The organism is Nonomuraea sp. AD125B (genome assembly GCF_041402765.1).
GTDB lineage: Bacteria > Actinomycetota > Actinomycetes > Streptosporangiales > Streptosporangiaceae > Nonomuraea > Nonomuraea bangladeshensis.
Map to the genome: position 1 here is coordinate 723,137 of NZ_JBGLOU010000001.1, position 18,203 is coordinate 741,339.

Here is an 18,203-nt window from a genome sequence, read left to right on the forward strand (position 1 = left end):
ACGAACGCACCTGCTCCTCCGGTGGCGCCGGAGCGCCTGTACGTCGGGTCGTCGTTCATGCCGGTTCGGTCTTTATACCGATTTTGGAGGTTCTCTGTATGCCGTACCCGCAATCTTGGTCGCCAGCAGAAAGCGCAGCACCAGCTGATCCAGAAAGGATCCGTATGAGATCCACGCGGGTACTTACGGTGGGCTTTGTCCTGCTTGCCGGGCTCATCGGCGGCCAGACCGCCTCGGCCGCGCCGACCTCGGCATCGGACCCGAACGACCCGCCGAACCAGGTGAAGGTCCCGGAGGTGTCCACCCTGGCCGCGCCGAGCTTCCAGCTCCCGTTCCCCTGCGGCCAGTCGTGGACCGGCAACTCCAGCAACAGCAGCGCCCACCAGTCCTACGAGATCGACTTCAACCGCGGCAGCACCGCGGACGCCGACCTCGGCGACACCGTCGTGGCCGCCGCGGCCGGCACCGTCGTGATCTCGGCCCACCAGGGCTCCGTCAACGGCTACGGCAACCTGGTCAAGATCGACCACGGCGGCGGCTGGACGTCGTACTACGCCCACCTGAACGTGCGCTCGGTCAGCGCCGGCGCCCAGGTGAAGCAGGGCCAGAAGATCGGCACGGTGGGCAACACCAGCAAGCCGGGCAACAACATCAGCCCCCACCTCCACTACGAGGTCCGCGAGGGCGACGGCTACCCGGGCAACATCCGCAAGGCCGTCTTCGGCGGGACCACCTTCGGCTACCCGACCCAGACCCTGACCTCCAAGAACTCCTGCTCCGGCAGCACCAACCCGCACACCCCCGAAGAAGTGTGCGGCTCCGGCTACAAGGTGATCGACTCGGCCGCGCTGGGCACGGCGGGCACCGCGTACCTGCTGTACAACTCCGGCAACGGCTACAACTGCGTGGTCACGCTGAAGAAGACCTCGCTGGGCACCGCGACCGCGACCAGCGCCTATCTGGAGGTCCAGGGCAAGGCGCGGGTGACCGACAGCGGCAACTTCGCCTACTACGCCGGTCCGGTCCGCGCCGCGGCCGAGAACAAGTGCGTCAAGTGGGGCGGCAAGGCCGGCTCGTCCAGCTACGACAGCCCCTTCGAGCACTGCGGCTGATCCCGGGAGCGATCCCGTGGCCGGCCCCCGGCCGGAGCGGCCGCCGCCCCCCTCCACACCCGCGGCGGCCGCTCCTTCCCCCCGAACCCCGTTGAGGAGAACTCCGTGCAGTCCCGACTCCGCCGCCGCGCCGCCGTGCTCCTGGCCGGCGCGCTGATCCCGCTCGCCGCGCCGCCCGTCACGGCGCACGCAGCCCCCGCCGCCCGCACGGTCACGGCGGGCGCGCTGGCCACCGCGTTCGCCGGCGCCGCGGCCACGTACGAGGTGCCCCGCGACCTGCTGGTGGCCCTCGCCTACGCAGAGACCCACCTGGACGGGCACGACGGCGCGCCCAGCGCCAGCGGCGGCTACGGCGTGATGCACCTGGTCAGCAACCCCGCCAACCGCTCGCTGGAGCGCGCGGCCACCCTGACGGGCAAGCCGGCCGCCACGCTGAAGAAGGACGACGCGGCCAACATCGCGGGCGGCGCCGCCGTGCTCCGCGCGCACGCCGACGACCTCGGGCTGAACGCCGCCGCCCGCAAGGACCCGGCCCAGTGGTACCAGGCGGTCGCCAAGTACGGCGGCGCCGCCTCGGCCGACGTCGCCCGCCTGTACGCCGACACCGTCTACGACCTGCTGGCCGCCGGCGTGCGCGCCACGACGCCCGCCGGCGAGACGGTCACCGTGCCGGCCCGCGCGGTGCAGCCGCAGCGCGGCCCGTACGCCAAGGCCGAGGACCTCGACGCGCCCAACACCCTGGCCGCGGCCGTCGACTACCCCGGCGCGACCTGGGCCGCCGCGAACAGCGCCAACTACGCCGTCTCCAGCCGCCCGTCGAGCGACGCGATCGACCGCATCGTCATCCACGTCACGCAGGGCTCCTACGCCGGCACCATCTCCTGGTTCCAGAACCCCAGCGCCAAGGTCTCGGCCCACTACGTCGTCAAGTCCTCCAACGGCGCCATCACCCAGATGGTGCGCGAGAAGGACCGCGCCTTCCACGCCGGCGACTACAACCGCCGCTCGGTCGGCATCGAGCACGAGGGCTACGTCAGCGACGCCTCCTGGTTCACCGACGCGATGTACCGCGCCTCGGCGGCCCTGACCAGGAACATCGCCGACCGCTACGGCATCCCCAAGGACCGCTCCCACATCGTGGGCCACAACGAGGTCCCCGGCGCCGACCACACCGACCCCGGCTCGAACTGGAACTGGTCGACGTACATGAAGTACGTGACCGGCAGCACCACCCCCACCAACCCGCACACCCCCGAAGAGGTCTGCGGCTCCGGCTACAAGGTGATCGACTCGGCCGCGCTGGGCACGGCGGGCACCGCGTACCTGCTGTACAACTCCGGCAACGGCTACAACTGCGTGGCCACGCTGAAGAAGACCTCGCTGGGCACCGCGACCGCGACCAGCGCCTATCTGGAGGTCCAGGGCAAGGCGCGGGTGACCGACAGCGGCAACTTCGCCTACTACGCCGGTCCCGTTCGCGCCGCGGCCGAGAACAAGTGCGTCAAGTGGGGCGGCAAGGCCGGCTCGTCCAGCTACGACAGCCCCTTCGAGCACTGCGGCTGAGCGTCCGTCACGTCAGGCGGCGGTTCACCGCCTCGCTCACCATGGTCACCGCCGCCGCGCTGCCGGGCAGCACGTTGACCAGGGTGAAGAAGGCGTGCATCTGGCCGTCGAAGCGCCGGGACTCCACCGGCACTCCGGCGGCCCGCAGCCGCTCGGCGTACGCCTCGCCCTCGTCGCGCAGCACGTCGTGCTCGGCGGTCAGGACGACCGCGGGCGGCAGCCCGGACAGGTCGGCGGCACGCAGCGGCGAGGCGTCCGGGTCGGCGCGGTCGGCGGGGTCGGGCGCGTAGTGGTCCCAGAACCACACCATCGAGTCGCGGCTCAGCATGAGCTGGTTCGCCGGGTCGGTGTAGGAGCCGTTGTCCAGGTCGCAGTCCGTCACCGGATAGACCAGCACCTGCAGCAGGATCTCCGGCCCGCCCTCGTCGCGGGCGCGCCGGGCGGTCACCGCGGCCAGGTTGCCGCCCGCGCTGTCCCCGGCCACCACGATCGGCCGGCCGGGGAACGTGGCCGCGGCCCAGGTCAGGGCCGCGTAGGCGTCGCGGGCGGCGGTGGGGTAGCGGTGCTCGGGGGCCAGCCGGTAGTCCACCAGCACCACCGTGCAGCCCGTGCGGGCGGCGAGCTGCCGCCCCAGGGTGTCGAACTCGTCGATGCCGCCGATCACCCAGCCGCCGCCGTGGTAGTAGAGGAGCACGCCGCGCGGCGTCTCCGACGGGACCAGGACCCGCGCGCCGAACGAGCCGCCGTCCTCGCCGTCGATGACCGCCTCCTCGACGCGCACCATCTCCGGCCCGGGGCCGTAGAGATCGCGGAGCGCGGCGAACGTCATGCGCGCCTCGTCCGGCGTCATCTCGTGCAGCGGCTTGACCCCGGTGTCGCCCATCTGCAGCAGGAACTGGGTCGTCGCCTCGTCAAGGGCCATGCACGCACCTCACTGCGGGAGCCGGGAGCGGTGGGGGACACCCGTGAACGCCTCCCCAACGTAAGGTCCGGGCCCCGCCGCGTCAACGGACGGTGCCCGTCCGTTTTCCCGGCCCGCCGAACCGTTCACCCGGCCCGCCCGTGACGTCCTCCGGCGCGGGCCGATCGCCGTCCGGTCCGCCGGCCCGCCCGGCCGCCATCTGACCCGGACGGCAATTTGTCACGGAGCACACCGGTCGTTGTTTCCGGAAACTTTCCGGCAAATTGCTGTCATCGGTGATCCCTATTGGCGCGCTGACCCGCGTGAACGTCAACAACTCGCGCAGCAACATAGCAGCCTTCCACCCTCTTGACACGCGTCAAGCGGGCCCCTAAGTTGCCGCAATATTAACGGATCTTCGCGAAAGTTTCGGTTGGCGACATGACGGCCGGAAGGATGGCATGAGGGGTCAGGAACCATTCGACGACACCGGCCCGACTTCGGTGCTGGTCCAGAAGGCTGAGACCGGTTTTCCCGACCCCACTGGGAAAACGCTTCCCAACCGTCGGGAAGGCCGGGCCCGGACGGGCTCCTGGCGGCGCGCGCTCGGCCGCGACTGGCAGCTCTACACGCTGGCGGTGCTGCCCCTGGCGTTCTTCGTGCTCTTCCGCTACGTGCCGATGCTCGGCAACATCATCGCCTTCCGCAAGTACGAGCCCGGCGGCAGCCTGTTCGGCGAGACCTGGGTGGGCCTGCGCTACGTGAAGATGTTCCTCGCCGACCCCTCGTTCTGGAACGTCTTCACCAACACCCTCGTCCTCGGCGCGCTCACCCTGCTGTTCTGCTTCCCGCTGCCGATCGTGCTGGCGCTGCTGCTCAACGAGGTGCGCAACGCCAAGATCAAGCGGTTCCTGCAGTCGGTGTCGTACCTGCCGCACTTCCTGTCGGTGGTGATCGTGGCCGGCCTGGTCATGCAGCTCGTGGCCATCGACGGGCCGGTGAACCAGCTCGTCAAGGCCCTCGGCGGCGAGCCGACCGCGTTCATCCAGAAGCCGGAGTGGTTCCGTACGATCTTCGTCTCCTCCGAGGTCTGGCAGACGGTCGGCTGGGGGACCATCCTCTACCTGGCCGCGCTGACCACCATCGACGAGCAGCTCTACGAGGCCGCGCGCATGGACGGCGCCGGGCGGTGGCGGCAGATCTGGCACGTCACCCTGCCCGGCATCCGGCCCACGGCCGTCACGCTGCTGATCCTCAACATCGGCACCTTCATGACCATCGGCTTCGAGAAGGTGCTGCTGCTGTACAACCCGCTGACGTACCCGACCGCCGACGTCATCACCACGTTCCTGTACCGGATGGGCGTGGAGTCCAGCAACCTCAGCTACGCCGCCGCGATCGGCCTGTTCGAGGCGCTGGTCGGCGTGGTGCTGATCGTGTCGGCGAACCTGATCTCCCGCCGAGCAGTAGGGACGAGCCTGTGGTGACCTTGGACCGCACCCGCGGCTACCGCGTCTTCCAGGGGATCAACGCCGTCATCCTGACCGGCGTGGTGATCGTGACGCTGTACCCGTTCGTCAACATCGTGGCGCGCTCGTTCAGCGAGGAGCGCTACATCGTGGGGGGCCAGGTCAACCTGATCCCGCGCGGGTTCAACATCGAGACGTACAAGCTGGTCGTGTCGGACCCGATGTTCTGGACGAACTACCGCAACACGGTGGTCTACACGGTCGTGGCGACCGCGATCGCGATGTTCCTCACGACCTGCTACGCGTACGTGCTGTCGAAGAAGCACCTGAAGGGCCGCACCTTCCTCATCTGGGTGGCGGTCTTCACCATGATCTTCTCCGGCGGCCTGATCCCGAACTACGTGCTGGTCAACAGCCTCGGCCTGACCGACACGATCTGGTCCGTCGTCCTGCCGAACGCCATCAGCGTCTTCAACCTCCTGGTCATGAAGACGTTCTTCGAGGGCCTGCCGCGGGACCTGGAGGAGGCCGCCGCCATCGACGGGCTCAACACCTACGGCGTCCTGTGGCGGATCGTGCTGCCGCTGTCCAAGGCGGTCATCGCGACCATGGTGCTGTTCTACGCGGTCTCGTTCTGGAACTCCTGGTTCACGGCGTTCCTCTACCTCAACGACGGCGACCTGTTCCCGGTGACCATCTACCTGCGCAACCTCATCGCCGGCGCGACCGGCGCGGAGGCCGCGGGCGCGGGGATCGCCGAGGCGTCGGCCGCCGCGGCCAACATCCAGGCCGTGACGATCATGCTCACCGTGCTGCCGATCCTGGCGGTCTACCCCTTCGTCCAGAGGTACTTCGTCTCCGGCGTCATGCTCGGCGCCGTCAAGGGCTGATTCCTCCGTACCGTCCCTCACCAAAGGAAGCTCCCCCCATGCGCGACATCTCACGGCGTCAGGCGATCATCGGACTGGGCGCGTTCACGCTCGTGCTCGCCGGCTGCGGCGAGGACGAGACTCCGAAGAAGGCCGCCGACGTGTCGGGCAACCGGGCCGCCGCGATGGCCAACTACGGCGTCAACCAGCAGTTCAAGGCGACCGAGCCGATCTCGTTCGACGTGCTCTACAACAACCACTCGTTCTATCCGAACAAGAACGACTGGCTGCTCTGGCAGGAGCTCACCAAGCGCACGAACGTGACGCTGAAGCCGGTGGAGGTGCCGCTCAGCGACTACGAGAAGAAGCGCGGCCTGCTCGTGGGCTCCGGCCAGGCCCCGCTCGTCATCCCGAAGACCTACCACCCGCAGGAGGAGGCGTTCGTCGCCTCGGGCGCGATCCTGCCGGTCAGCGACTACTTCGATCTCATGCCCAACCTCAAGGACAAGATCGCCAAGTGGAACATGGGCCCCGACCTGGACACCCTGCGCCAGGCCGACGGCCGCATCTACCTGCTGCCGGGCCTGCACGAGGAGGTCTGGGTCGACTACACGCTGGCCGTCAGGACCGACATCCTGGAGAAGCTGAAGCTGGAGGTCCCCAAGACCTGGGACGACCTCTACACGGTGCTGAAGGCGATGAAGGCGGAGTATCCCGACCTCTACCCGATGACCGACCGCTGGGGCGTGCCGACGCCGGGCGGCAACCTGCTCAAGCTCGTCGCCCAGGCGTACGGCACCAAGGGTGGCTGGGAGTACCAGCACGCGACCTTCGACACCGCGAGCGGCAAGTTCGTCTACACCGGCGCGATGCCGCAGTACAAGCAGATGATCGAGTATCTCGCCAAGCTGGTGAAGGAGAAGCTGCTCGACCCGGAGAGCTTCACCCAGCAGGACGAGCAGGCCAAGCAGAAGTTCAACTCCGGCAAGTCGTTCGTCATCAGCACCAACGCCCAGACGATCATCAACGACTACCGGCCGACGTTGACCAAGCTCGTCCCCGACGCCAAGATCGCCAAGATCCCGGTGCCGATGGGCCCGGTCGGCGAGTACAAGATCGGCACCCGCCTGGAGAACGGCGTCATGATCTCCAAGAAGGCGCTGGAGAACAAGAACTTCGTCGCCATGATGCAGTTCATCGACTGGCTCTGGTACTCCGACCAGGGCCAGGAGTTCGCCAAGTGGGGCGTCGAGGGCGTCACGTACACCAAGGACGGGTCCGGGGCGTACCAGCTGGCCAAGGACGTCGACTTCGTCGGGCTCAACCCCGGCGCGCCCAAGCACCTGCAGAAGGACTTCGGCTTCTCCAACGGCGTGTTCGCCTACGGCGGCACCACCGCGCTGCTCAACTCCACCTTCTCCCCGGAGGAGCTGGAGTTCCAGAAGGTGATGAACGCCCGCAAGGCGTGGCCGATCGAGCCGCCGCACCCGTTCAACGAGGAGGAGCGCGAGCAGGCGACGCTCTGGGAGACCCCGCTGAAGGACTACGTCACCCAGCAGACGCTCAAGTTCATCCTCGGCGAGCGCGACCTCGGCGAGTGGGACGCCTACGTCAAGGAGCTGGAGGGCAAGAACATGACCTCCTATGTGAACCTGGTCAACACCGCCTACGAGCGTTTCAAGAAGGAGCACGGCTGAGCGCCATGAACACCCGGACGGGGGGAGCGGCGGCCGGATCGCGGTTCGGAGAGGGGCCGCTCTCCCGCGCCGCCGCGCTCATCTACACCCTGATGGTCGTCGAGGCCATGTTCCTGCTCGCCGTCGCGCCGGGCCTGGCCGCGCTGACCCTGCTCGGCGGCGACGCGAGCAACGTGCCGCTGGCGGCGCTGTGCGCGCTGCCGCTCGGCCCCGCGCTGTCGGCGGCCCTGTACGCGCTGCGCCGGCGCAGCCGGGACCTCGCCGACCTGCGCCCGGCGGCGGCGTTCTGGCGCGGCTACCGGGCCAACGCCGCCGGGGCGCTGAAGATCTGGGCGCCCTGGCTGGCCGGCGTGGCGGTCGTCGGCACCACCCTGGCCAACTTCGGCGCGGCCGGGGTGCCCGGCTGGTGGGCGGGGCTGCTGGTGCTCGTCGCGCTCGGCGGCCTGCTCTGGGCCGGCAACGCGCTGGTGATCACCTCGCTGTTCGCCTTCCGCGCGGTGGACGTGGCCCGCCTGGCCTCCTACTTCCTGCTGCGCCACCCGAAGGCGGCGCTGGCGAACACGTCCCTGCTGGTCGTGGCCGCCGGCGTCACGATGATCGGCACCGAGCTGCTGGCGGCGCTGCTGGCCTCGGCGTTCGCGGCCGCGCTGCTCAGGAACAGCCGGCCGGTGACCGCCGAGGTCGAGGAGCGCTTCACCGCCTGAAGCTCAGTGGATGCGGCGGCCGCGCGCGTCCGGGACGCCCGACTTGCGGAAGAAGTAGGTGTTGACCTGGTCGCGCCACTCCTCGGCGGAGCGCTGCTGCTCGGCCAGCAGCTCCGTGACGCGGGCGTGGTACGCCGGGTCCACCAGCCCCGAGCCGTCCAGCTTGTCCCAGTGTGCCCGCATCGCTGAGACCTCCTCGACCCCGGCGAAGTGCGTGTCGTAGATGTGCTGGATCACCGTCGAGCCGCCGCGCAGCACGTGCCCGTACGGGACGTGGTGGAAGAAGAGCAGCAGCTCGTCCGGGCAATGCTCCAGGGACTCGTACACGTCGGCCCACGGCCGCGGGTACTGGCCGGTGAAGCCGGTGCCCGTGGCCCGGGTGCGGTCCACGCCGACGCCGTCGCGGTCGGCGAAGTGGTAGGTGCCCCACGGGGTGTACTCGTAGCCGTCCACGTCCGGGCCGTAGTGGTGGCCGGGGCGGACCATGAAGCCGACGCCCAGCGGGGCCGTGTAGCGCTCGTACGTCCGCCACGACCCGTCCATGATCGCGTGCAGCGTGCCGCGCAGCTCATCCGCGGTCGCGGGGAAGGTCAGGTCCGCCCACTCGTCGAGGATGGCGGCCGGGTCCAGGCGGGGGTCCCAGGCGAGCCGGCCGAAGGCGTACAGGTTGGCCTGGGCCAGGGGATGGCCGGTCCAGTAGGGGTCGTCGCCCGCGTTGGAGACGGCGACCAGCCCGCCCCCGTGCACGGCCACGTCCGCGACGGCGCGGCCCTCCTCGCCCCACGGGCGGAAGGCCAGCAGCTCGCTCCACATCGGCGCCAGGTAGCACACGTGCCGCTGCTGGCCGGTGTACTCCTGCGTCACCTGGAGCTCCACCGCCAGCTTCGTGGCCGGCATGGCGGCGATCACCGGCGAGACCGGCTCACGCGGCTGGAAGTCCATGGGGCCGTGCTTGACCTGGAGGATCACGTTGCCCGCGAACCGCCCGTCGAGCGGGGCGAAGTGGTCGCAGGCGGCGCGGGCGCGGTCGGTGGAGCGGTCGCGCCAGTCCTGGCGGTGGTCGTAGACGAACGCCCGCCAGTGCACCACCCCGCCGTGCGGGGCGAGCGCGGCGGCGAGGACGGCCGCTCCGTCGGCGTGGCTGCGCCCGTACGCGAACGGTCCCGGCTGCCCCTCGGAGTCGGCCTTGACCACGAACCCGCCGAAGTCCGGCACCGCCGCGTACACCCGGTCGGCGGCGGCCGCCCACCACCGGCGCACCTCCTCGTCCAGCGGATCGGCGGTGGGCAGGCCGCCGAGGACGACGGGGGAGGCGAAGCCGACCGACACGTGCGTCCGGATCCCGTACGGGCGCAGCTCGGCAGCGATGGCGGCCACCTCGCCGAGGCGGTCGGTCAGCAGGCGGGCCTCGGTGGCGTGCACGTTCACGTTGTTGATCGCGACGGCGTTGATCCCGGCGGCGGCCAGCAGCCGGGCGTAGGCGCGCACCCGCGTCAGGTCCTCGCGCAGCTCCCCGTCGCGCCAGAACAGCGAGCCGCCCGCGTAGCCGCGCTCGACCTGGCCCATCACGGGGTGCACGGCGATGTTGTCCCAGTGGTCGAGCATGCGCCGGGCCGTGGCGGGCGCGTGCCGCTCGACCGGCCGGTCCTCGGGCGCGAAGGCCGTCTCGCCCAGGCGTACCAGGTGGAACAGCCCGTACAGCAGCCCGGCGGGGGCGTCTGCGACGACGACGGTGACGCCGTCGCGGCGGGCCAGGGCGTACCCTTCCGCGCCGGTGGGCCCGGCCTCGGCGGCGACCGCCCGCGCCGGCTCCGGCAGGCCGTCCGCGCCGCTCAGCGCGAGCACGCAGCCGGCCGGCCCCGCGCCGGCCTGCCCGCCGCCGTGGCGGGCCGTGGCCGCCGCGACCTCCTCGCGGACCGTCTCCACCAGCGCGCCCTCGCCCAGCACGAGAACCTGGCGCGAGCCGATCGCCCGGAACGCCTCCGGCGGCAGCCACGCCGGATGCACGTCGGTCAGCTGAGGAACGGTCACGGGACTCCTCCGGGTGACGAACACATTGATCAGTCCGAATCTACCGAAAGGGGATCATCGTCGCAGTAGTCTGCCGACGTGCGCGTACGAGGCGACGACGGGCGAGAGCCGGGATCGAGGTCACCGGCTGATCCAGGGGGGCGCGCGTGAGGGTCACCATCGTCGGCGGTGGCGGGTTCCTCGGGGGCGAGCTCGTGCGGCAGGCCGGGGCGGCCGGTCACCGGGTGGCCGCCACCTGCTTCAGCCGTCCCGGGCGGGTGGCGGAGGCCGAGTGGCGGCCGCTCGACGTCCGCGACCGGGACGCCGTGGCCGCCGTGCTCGCGGCGCTGCGCCCCGACGTCGTCGTCAACGCCGCCTACCGGCAGGACGACTGGGCCACGACGGCGACCGGCGCCGCCCACGTGGCGCTCGCCTGCGCCGCGCAGGGGGCCCGCCTGGTCCACGTGTCGAGCGACGCCGTCTTCTCGGGCAGGGCGGTCACCTACGCCGAGGACGCCGAGCCCGACCCGATCTCCCCGTACGGCGCGGCCAAGGCGGCGGCCGAGGTGGCCGTAACCGCCATCGACCCGGCGGCGGCGGTCGTCCGCACCTCCCTCATCATCGGCGACGGCGGCTCGCCCCAGGAGGCCCGGGTGCACGCGCTGGCCTCGGGCCGGGCGGACGGGGTGCTGTTCACCGACGACGTACGCTGCCCCGTGCACGTGAGCGACCTCGCCGCGGCCCTGCTGGAGCTGGCCGCGTCCGGGCAAGCCGGCGTCCACCACGTGGCCGGCCCCGACGCGGTGAGCCGCCACGAACTCGGCCGCCTGATCGCCTGCCGCGACGGGCTCGACCCGGCCCGGCTGCCGGCCGGCCTGCGCGCCGGGTCGGGCGTGCCCGGCCCCGCCGACGTACGCCTCGACTGCACGGCGACCAAGCGACGGCTGCGCACCAGGCTGCGCGGCGCCCGCGAGTTCCTCCGCGCCACCATCTGATCTTCAAGCCTTCTCCGGCGGGCCCGGCGTCCGCCGCGCGTGCTACATTGAATGAACGTTTACTCAACGAGGTGAGGGTATGGCCAGGTCACGAAGCGAGCAGGCGGTATGGCGCCGGGAGCAACTGCTGGACGCGGCCTTGCGCGTGTTCGCGGAGAAGGGCGTGGACGGGGCCACGGTCAAGGACGTGGCTCAGGCCGCCGACGTCACCCCGGGCCTGCTGTACCGCTACTTCGACAGCAAGGAGGCGATGGTGGAGACGCTGCTGTCGGAGCGGGGCTTCCTGCCGCGCCTGCGGGAGCTGCGCGTACAAGATCACGACGCCCGGCCCGCCGTCGTGGTGCTGGCCGAGCTGCTGGAGGCGTTCGACCGGCTGCTGGCCGACAACGCCGAGCTGATGGCGGTGTTCTTCAGCACCGTCCAGGCCCGCGCGCCGCTCGCGGCGCTGGTCGGCGAGGGGCAGCGGCTCATCGGCGACTTCCTGCTCGCCCGCATCGACGCCGGCGAGCTGCGCCCGCACGACACGGTCACGGCCGCCAGGACCCTGTTCGCCACCGTCGCCGTCAACCGGCGGCTGGGCACCCCCATCGACATCGCGGCCCTGGTCGGGCTGCTGTTTCCGGAAGAAGGATGAGATGCGCGCACAATGCTGTGTCGTCGGCGGCGGCCCCGCGGGCATGATGGCCGGGCTGCTGCTGGCCCGTCAGGGCGTCGAGGTGGTCGTCCTGGAGAAACACGCGGACTTCCTGCGCGACTTCCGCGGCGACACCGTCCACCCCTCCACCCTGCAACTGATCGTCGAGCTGGGCTGGATCGAGGAGTTCCTGGACCTCCCGCACGCCAAGATGCCGCAGGTGGCGGTCAACATGGGCGGCCGGGACGTCACCTTCGCCGACTTCAGCCGGTTGAACGTGCGCTGCCCCTACATCGCGTTCATGCCGCAGTGGGACGTGCTGGACTTCCTGGCCGGCAAGGCCACGGCCTACCCCTCCTTCCGCCTCCTGCGCCGCGCCCGGGCCACGGAACTGCTCACCGACCGGGGGAGGGTGACCGGCGTCCTGGCCGACACCGCCGACGGTCCCGTCGAGGTGCGGGCCGACCTGGTGATCGGCGCCGACGGCCGCCACTCCACCGTACGGGCCCGCGCCGGCCTCACCCCCGTCGCCTCCTCGCCTCCCATGGACGTGCTGTGGTTCCGCCTGCCCCGCCGCCCGCAGGACCAGGTGCCCTTCTTCCAGGGCGGCAAGGGGGCACTCATCTCCATCGACCGCGGGGACTTCTGGCAGCTCGCCTACGCGATCCCGGCCGCCGCCTTCGACGAGCTCAGGACCGCCGGGCTGCCGGCGTTCCGAGACCGGGTGGCGCACCTGGCCCCGGCCCTGCGCGACCGCGTGAAGGAGATCCGCGACTGGGAGGCGGTGCACCAGCTGAGCGTACGGGTGGACCGGCTGCCCCGCTGGCAGCGGCCGGGTCTGCTGTGCATCGGCGACGCCGCCCACGCCATGTCGCCCGCCGGCGGCGTGGGCATCAACCTGGCGGTCCAGGACGCCGTGGCCGCCGCCAACCTGCTGGGCCCGCTCCTCGCCCGGGGCGGCACGCCGCAGGACGCCGACCTGGCCCGGGTGCAGTCACGCAGAGAGCGCGCCGCGAGGATCACCCAGGCCTTCCAGCTCGGCATCCTGCGCGACCTCTATCCCAAGGACCTGGGCGACGACACCACCCGGCACGTGCCTGCGATCTTCACGGCGTTCCGGACGCTGCCGCCGCTGCGCCACCTGATGGGCCGCTTCATCGGCCTGGGCGTCCGCCCGGAGCACATCGCCGCATGACGGTCGGGCGGCCGGTGTGCGATCGCTTGACGTGGAGGCAAGTCTGCAAGTTAATGTGAACATGAAGTCAAGCGAGTGGATGCAGATCGGAGAGCTCGCCGAGCGGTTCGGCCTCGCCCCGCACGTCCTGCGCCACTGGGAGGCCATGGGCCTGCTGACCCCCGCCACCAGGGTCAACGGCCGCCGCCGCTACACCCGCGACCACGTCGTCCGCGTCCTGACGATCGTGCGCGCCAAGGCGGCGGGCATGAGCCTGGAGCAGATCAGGGACGTCCTCACCGTCTCCGGTCAGGCCGAGCGCCAAGCCCTGCTCCAGCGGCACCACGCCGAACTGGAACGCCGCCTCCAGGAGATCGCGGCATCCAAGGCGCTGATCGAGCACCTCATGCTGTGCACCGCCGACGACTTCACCCAATGCCCCGACTACCGACGGATGGCGGAGAGCGCGGCCGCACTCCACGATCTCGGCAAGGACGGCTGCGTGATCCGAGAACGCGGCTAGCGGGCGATCAGCTTGTCGAGGGTGAGCGGCGGCGCCGGCGGCAGCGGCACGGCGTGCTCGGCCCGGAACGACTGCAGCAGGTAGGCCACCAGCCGCCGCGACGCCGCCGCGGCCTCCTCCTCGGGCCCGGTGGCGATCGCGCAGTTGGCCTTGAGCAGCAGCATCAGGTCGGCCATCGCGAAGTCGGCGCGCAGCCGACCGGCCGCCTTGGCCCGCCGTACGACCTCGCCGAAGTGCTCCTCGACCCGCGTGCGCTCGCGCTCGTAGTCGGCCGCCTCGGGGAACGCCGTCAGGAACGCCTCGGTGAAGCCCCGGTCGGCGACCTGCATCGCGCACACCTTCTCGATCGCCGCGCAGAACCCGCGCCAGGGGTCGGGGTCGGCCAGCGCCTCCTCCACCAAGGACGCGCACGCGGTCAGCTCGTCGGCGAACACCTCCGTGATCAGCGACTCCCGCGAGGGGAAGCGCCGGTAGAGCGTCGCCATGCCGACCCCGGCCCGCCGCGCGACGGCCGCCATCGGCACGCCGAGCCCGCGCGCGGCGAACGCCTCCCTGGCCGCGTCGAGGATGCGCTGCCGGTTGTCCCGCGCGTCCGCCCGCAACTGAGAGGGATGACCAGGCATGTTTCTCACCTTAACGTAAATGGACAGCACTATCCGTTTAGTTGGCTAGCGTCCCGTTCATGGACACAGCGAGTGAGATGCGCGCGGCCCTCTTCGACCGGTACGGGCCCCCGGACGTGCTCTACGTGGGCGAGCTCCCGAGGCCGGTCCCGGCCCCGGGCGAGGTGCTGGTGCGTGTGCGCGCCGTCAGCGTCAACGGCGGCGAGCTGTACGGGCGGGCGGGTCGGCTGCGGGCGGTGACCGGGCTGATGGGCCGCGGCTTCCCGAAGCGCGTCGGCCTCGACCTCGCCGGGGAGGTCGTCGCCGTCACCCCCGGCGTACGCGGGCCCAAGGTGGGCGACCTGGTCTGGGGCGGGCCGGGACGGACGTTCGGCACCGCCGCCGAGTACGTCGCCATCCGCCCCCGCCACCTGTCCCCGGCCCCGGCCGGCCTCGACCCGGCCGAGGCCGCGGCCCTCGTCGTGGGGACCACGGCGATCACCGCCCTGCGCGACAAGGCGCGCCTCCAGCCGGGCGAGCGCCTGCTCGTACGCGGCGGCAGCGGCGGCGTGGGCGTCGTCGCGGTGCAGCTCGGCCGGGCGCTCGGCGCCCACGTCACCGCCCTGGCCGGGGCGCGCAACCTCGACCTCGTACGCGAGCTCGGCGCGCACGAGGCCCACGACTACCGCACCACCGGCCCGGCCGACCTGGCGCCCTTCGACGTCGTCCTGGACACCGTGGGCACCGAGCACCCCGCCTACCGCCGTCTCCTGACGCCGCGCGGCCGGATGGTGGCGATCGCCTTCGACCTCGACCGGACCGCCGCGTCGCTGGCGTACGTCGTCCTCTCCGCCGTGCACGGCCGGCGGCGGGTGCGCGTCTTCAGCGGGACCCAGGACCACCGGCTCCTCGCCGACCTCGCCCGCTACGTCGAGTCCGGCGCGATCAGGCCGGTCGTGGACACCGTGTACCCGCTGGCGGACATCGCGGCGGCGCACCGGGCCCTGGAGGCGGGCGGCGTGCGGGGCAAGGTCGTCGTCCGGCTGGACTGAGCCGGAGGGCTCAGCCGGTGACGAGCGCGTTGACGACCAGCGTCTCCTCGCCCGCCGCGCCGTTCACCCGCAGCGACACCTCCCAGGCGCCGCTCATCAGGAACAGCTCGCCCTCGGCGACGAAACGGCCCGGCGCCGTCGCACGGGCGGACAGCTCCGACGTGGCGTGGCCCATGCCGGTCATGACCGCTGAGACCGCCACCGTGTAGGCGTCGCCGGAGGTCACCCCGACCTCGACGGTGATCGGGCCGGTCGTGGGCCTCTCGATGACGACGGTGGCGGCGTAGTGGGCGCCCGCGATCGACGCGCGCAGCGGCTCGGCCGCCGTGCCCCGGCCCACGACGAAGATCACCACGGCGGCCGCGACGAGGGCGGCGGCGATCAGGGCCCGCCGCCTCATCGCGCGTTCTCCTGCGCGCTCACCTCTACCGTGAACGGCACGGTCACGATGCGGTCGGCCAGCGCGTACTGGACCCAGGCCAGGTAGCGTCCCTCGGCCGGGAAGCTGAAGGTGAAGCGCAGCCGCCGGGAGCCCGGCGAGCCCATCTCGTGCACGTGACCGAGGAAGGCGCCGTCGCGGTCGCGGACGATCAGGTGCCCGGCCATGCCCAGCCACGGCCGCACCGGGCCGGTCGCGTCCATCTCGATGGTCGCCGGCCGCCCGGCGACCGGAACAGCGGGCGTCACCACCGGCACCGCCCCGCCCGTCACCGCGCCACCGCCCACGTCGCCGCCCGTGCTGTCGCTCGCATCGCTGCCCGCGCCGCCGCCAGTGCTGTCGCTCTTGCCGGCGTTCGCGTCGCTGCCCGTGCCGTCGTCGGCGGTTGACTGCGCGCCTGAGCGGTGCACGTCGAAGCTGGCCGCCAGGAGCTGGCCGCCGGAGTCCTCGCGTTCCAGCTCGGCGTGCGCGAGGTAGCGGCCCGGCCGGTCGGCGCGCAGCCGGACCTCCAGCCGCCCCGGACCGGTGCGCAGCGGATGGACGTGGCGGAAGTAGCTCCCGTCCTCACTGGTGACGACCAGATGGGCGAGCGCCTCGTGGTGGGCGGTCAGGTCGTCCACGGGCCGCCCGGTGGAGCCGTCCACCAGATCCACCCGCAACGTGAACTCCTCTCCCGCGACCGGCCGCGCCGGCTCCGTCGCCACCCGTTCCTGCACGTACGGCCGCCCCCCGCCGGCCAGGGCGGTGACCGGCGGCGCGGCCCCGTCGGGCGGCCCCGGCGGCACCATCGGCTCGAACACGATGACCATCGCCGCCACCGTCACCCCCGCCGCGGCCCCGGCCGCCACCGCCATCGCCGGCCCCGGCCGGGCCAGGGCCCCGGTGAGCAGCCCGCCCACCAGCAGCACCCCGGCCACGAAGAACCCGCCGTAGATCAGGAGCTCCGCCCCCGACCCCCGCTCCACCAGGACCCGGAACGGCACCACGGCGCTCTCGCCGCCCGCGCGCAACGTGAGCACGTGCGGCCCGGTCCGCTCCACCCGCAGCTCCGCGTAACGCGGATCGGCCGCCGCCACCGCCTCGCCCGTCACCGTCCGCCCGTCCTCGGCCGACCGCACCTCCAGGGCGACCGGCAGGCCGGTGACCGGCTGGTAGGCGATGATCCCGATCCGCAGCGGGCCGGGCACCCGCGTGGTGCCCTTGACCACGACCGTGAGCTCCGTGCCCGCGATCGTCTGCGCGATGCGCAGGTCCGCCCCGGCCGAGACGTTGTGCGCCGCGGCCGGGGACGCTCCCGTCGACAACAGGGCCGCCAGGAGCGCGGCGAACGCGAGCAGCCGGGCGAGCCTCATGCCTTCTCGACGCCGCCGCCCGTGCCGACCGCGCCCCCGCCGCCCGTACCGGCCTCGGCCCCGCCGGCTGGGGCGGGCACGGTCGCGTTCGGCAGGAACAGCACGCCGAGCACCAGCCCGATCAGCCCGGCCACGATCGGCGCGCCGGTCCACAGCTCCGGCACGGCCGGGAGGCCGCCGCCCGCCGCCGAGGCCGCCCCGATGTACAGCGCCCACGTGGCGAAGCCCGACAGCCCCGCGAACGTCCAGTACTCCCGGCGCCGCGCCGCCGACGGCCGCAGCCACCGGATCAGCAGGTCGCCCACCAGGCCCCCGCCCACCACGGCCAGCAGGACCGGCAGGTTCCCGAACTCGGTCTGCGCGCCCGACATCAGGGTCGCCACCGCGTACATGAGGGTCATCGCGCCGAAGGGCAGCTCCCAGCGGCGCAGGAGCAGCAGCACCGGGGTCAGCAGGATGACGTTGCTGATGACCATCGCCGTGGCCAGCCGCTCGGCCCCGCCGTCGTCCATGATGGAGAACGCCTCGACGATGCGGGCCGGCCGCCACTGCATGGCGTCACCGTACGACAGGAACAGCGACACCAGCGTGGTCGCGAACGCGAGCCCCACCAGCGCGGGCAGCAGCCGCCCGAGCGCCGGGCGCGCGCCCACGTCGGGGGCGTTCCAGGCGGAGCGGAGCGGCGTGGTGATGATGAGCAGCATCGTCGTGATCAGCCCCAGGTGCGACGGGCTGAACAGGATGTCCACGGTCGTCTCGATGCCGAGCAGCGTGTGCCACATCATGTCGGCGAAGCCGAACGCGGCGAATGCCGGAATCGCCACGAGTCCCGCCAGATATCCGCGCGGCACGGCGGCGAGGCCCTGCCGGCCCGCGCGTACGTTGCGCCACGCCTGCCACACCATCCAGCCGGACACCGCCGCGAATCCCGAATAGAAAACGGCGTGCCAGGGGGTGAAGAACGTCTCCAGCTCGCCCGCGAGATTGGTGTGCGCCCAGGCGTCGATCATCAGGCCGATGCCGAACCACACGCCCAGCAGCGCCGTGACGAGGTCCGTCCGTGGGCTCACCCAGTCCCGGGGCTCGCCCGTGTCCACGAGCAAGCGT

The 18,203-nt window shown here is 71.9% G+C and carries 17 protein-coding genes; 11 read left to right on the top strand and 6 right to left on the bottom strand.

The annotated features are described in order from the left end of the window. The first annotated feature begins 188 nt into the window (after window positions 1-188). Together ACBR40_RS03305 and ACBR40_RS03310 are read left to right on the top strand one after the other, a co-directional pair. Window positions 189-1,112, top strand: coding sequence for a M23 family metallopeptidase (locus tag ACBR40_RS03305; RefSeq protein ID WP_371247311.1), 924 nt, complete (start codon window positions 189-191; stop codon window positions 1,110-1,112). A gap of 105 nt (window positions 1,113-1,217) precedes the next feature. Further along, on the top strand, window positions 1,218-2,675 hold the full coding sequence (locus ACBR40_RS03310; RefSeq protein ID WP_371247312.1) for an N-acetylmuramoyl-L-alanine amidase: 1,458 nt from the start codon (window positions 1,218-1,220) through the stop codon (window positions 2,673-2,675). 7 nt (window positions 2,676-2,682) lie between these two features. Here ACBR40_RS03310 and ACBR40_RS03315 read toward each other — a convergent pair whose 3' ends face one another. Next, window positions 2,683-3,558: an alpha/beta hydrolase gene (locus ACBR40_RS03315; protein ID WP_371247582.1), complete on the bottom strand. Its 876-nt coding sequence runs from the start codon at window positions 3,556-3,558 to the stop codon at window positions 2,683-2,685. A gap of 479 nt (window positions 3,559-4,037) precedes the next feature. Between ACBR40_RS03315 and ACBR40_RS03320 the strand changes: the two genes are divergently transcribed. The 4 genes from ACBR40_RS03320 to ACBR40_RS03335 are packed head-to-tail and all read left to right on the top strand — an operon-like array spanning window position 4,038 to window position 8,315. Beyond that, window positions 4,038-5,063: an ABC transporter permease subunit gene (locus ACBR40_RS03320; RefSeq protein ID WP_344216423.1), complete on the top strand. Its 1,026-nt coding sequence runs from the start codon at window positions 4,038-4,040 to the stop codon at window positions 5,061-5,063. Continuing rightward, on the top strand, window positions 5,057-5,935 hold the full coding sequence (locus ACBR40_RS03325) for a carbohydrate ABC transporter permease (protein ID WP_344216421.1): 879 nt from the start codon (window positions 5,057-5,059) through the stop codon (window positions 5,933-5,935). The genes ACBR40_RS03320 and ACBR40_RS03325 overlap by 7 nt, the downstream gene beginning before the upstream one ends. Window positions 5,936-5,973: 38 nt before the next feature. Next, window positions 5,974-7,611, top strand: a complete 1,638-nt coding sequence (locus ACBR40_RS03330; RefSeq protein WP_371247313.1) for an extracellular solute-binding protein — start codon at window positions 5,974-5,976, stop codon at window positions 7,609-7,611. 5 nt (window positions 7,612-7,616) lie between these two features. Further along, the gene (locus ACBR40_RS03335) at window positions 7,617-8,315 is read left to right on the top strand and encodes a hypothetical protein (RefSeq protein ID WP_371247314.1); all 699 of its coding nucleotides are present in this window, start codon (window positions 7,617-7,619) and stop codon (window positions 8,313-8,315) included. Between the two features lie 3 nt (window positions 8,316-8,318). On the opposite strand, the gene ACBR40_RS03340 is transcribed toward ACBR40_RS03335, so the two are convergent. Beyond that, window positions 8,319-10,346, bottom strand: a complete 2,028-nt coding sequence (locus tag ACBR40_RS03340) for an alpha-glucuronidase (RefSeq protein WP_371247315.1) — start codon at window positions 10,344-10,346, stop codon at window positions 8,319-8,321. Between the two features lie 146 nt (window positions 10,347-10,492). Between ACBR40_RS03340 and ACBR40_RS03345 the strand changes: the two genes are divergently transcribed. The 4 genes from ACBR40_RS03345 (at window position 10,493) to ACBR40_RS03360 (ending at window position 13,651) form a co-directional block, all read left to right on the top strand. Further along, on the top strand, window positions 10,493-11,320 hold the full coding sequence (locus ACBR40_RS03345) for a sugar nucleotide-binding protein (RefSeq protein ID WP_371247316.1): 828 nt from the start codon (window positions 10,493-10,495) through the stop codon (window positions 11,318-11,320). Between the two features lie 79 nt (window positions 11,321-11,399). Beyond that, a complete protein-coding gene (locus ACBR40_RS03350) occupies window positions 11,400-11,954 on the top strand; it encodes a TetR/AcrR family transcriptional regulator (protein WP_371247317.1) in 555 nt (184 codons plus the stop codon). Window position 11,955: 1 nt separating this feature from the next. Beyond that, a complete protein-coding gene (locus tag ACBR40_RS03355; RefSeq protein ID WP_371247318.1) occupies window positions 11,956-13,149 on the top strand; it encodes an FAD-dependent oxidoreductase in 1,194 nt (397 codons plus the stop codon). Window positions 13,150-13,210: 61 nt separating this feature from the next. After that, window positions 13,211-13,651: a MerR family transcriptional regulator gene (locus ACBR40_RS03360; RefSeq protein WP_371247320.1), complete on the top strand. Its 441-nt coding sequence runs from the start codon at window positions 13,211-13,213 to the stop codon at window positions 13,649-13,651. Here ACBR40_RS03360 and ACBR40_RS03365 read toward each other — a convergent pair. Then, window positions 13,648-14,274, bottom strand: a complete 627-nt coding sequence (locus ACBR40_RS03365; RefSeq protein WP_371247321.1) for a TetR/AcrR family transcriptional regulator — start codon at window positions 14,272-14,274, stop codon at window positions 13,648-13,650. The genes ACBR40_RS03360 and ACBR40_RS03365 overlap by 4 nt on opposite strands. A 77-nt stretch (window positions 14,275-14,351) precedes the next feature. Between ACBR40_RS03365 and ACBR40_RS03370 the strand changes: the two genes are divergently transcribed. Beyond that, window positions 14,352-15,305, top strand: coding sequence for an NAD(P)-dependent alcohol dehydrogenase (locus tag ACBR40_RS03370; RefSeq protein ID WP_371247583.1), 954 nt, complete (start codon window positions 14,352-14,354; stop codon window positions 15,303-15,305). A gap of 10 nt (window positions 15,306-15,315) precedes the next feature. Here ACBR40_RS03370 and ACBR40_RS03375 read toward each other — a convergent pair whose 3' ends face one another. The 3 genes from ACBR40_RS03375 to ACBR40_RS03385 are packed head-to-tail and all read right to left on the bottom strand — an operon-like array spanning window position 15,316 to window position 18,193. Next, window positions 15,316-15,705 (bottom strand): hypothetical protein, encoded by a 390-nt coding sequence (locus ACBR40_RS03375; RefSeq protein ID WP_371247322.1) that lies wholly within the window; start codon window positions 15,703-15,705, stop codon window positions 15,316-15,318. Beyond that, window positions 15,702-17,096, bottom strand: a complete 1,395-nt coding sequence (locus ACBR40_RS03380) for a hypothetical protein (protein ID WP_371247323.1) — start codon at window positions 17,094-17,096, stop codon at window positions 15,702-15,704. Before ACBR40_RS03380 ends, ACBR40_RS03375 begins: the two co-directional genes overlap by 4 nt. Beyond that, window positions 17,093-18,193, bottom strand: coding sequence for a hypothetical protein (locus tag ACBR40_RS03385; protein ID WP_371247324.1), 1,101 nt, complete (start codon window positions 18,191-18,193; stop codon window positions 17,093-17,095). The genes ACBR40_RS03380 and ACBR40_RS03385 overlap by 4 nt, the downstream gene beginning before the upstream one ends. Window positions 18,194-18,203: the final 10 nt, after the last annotated feature.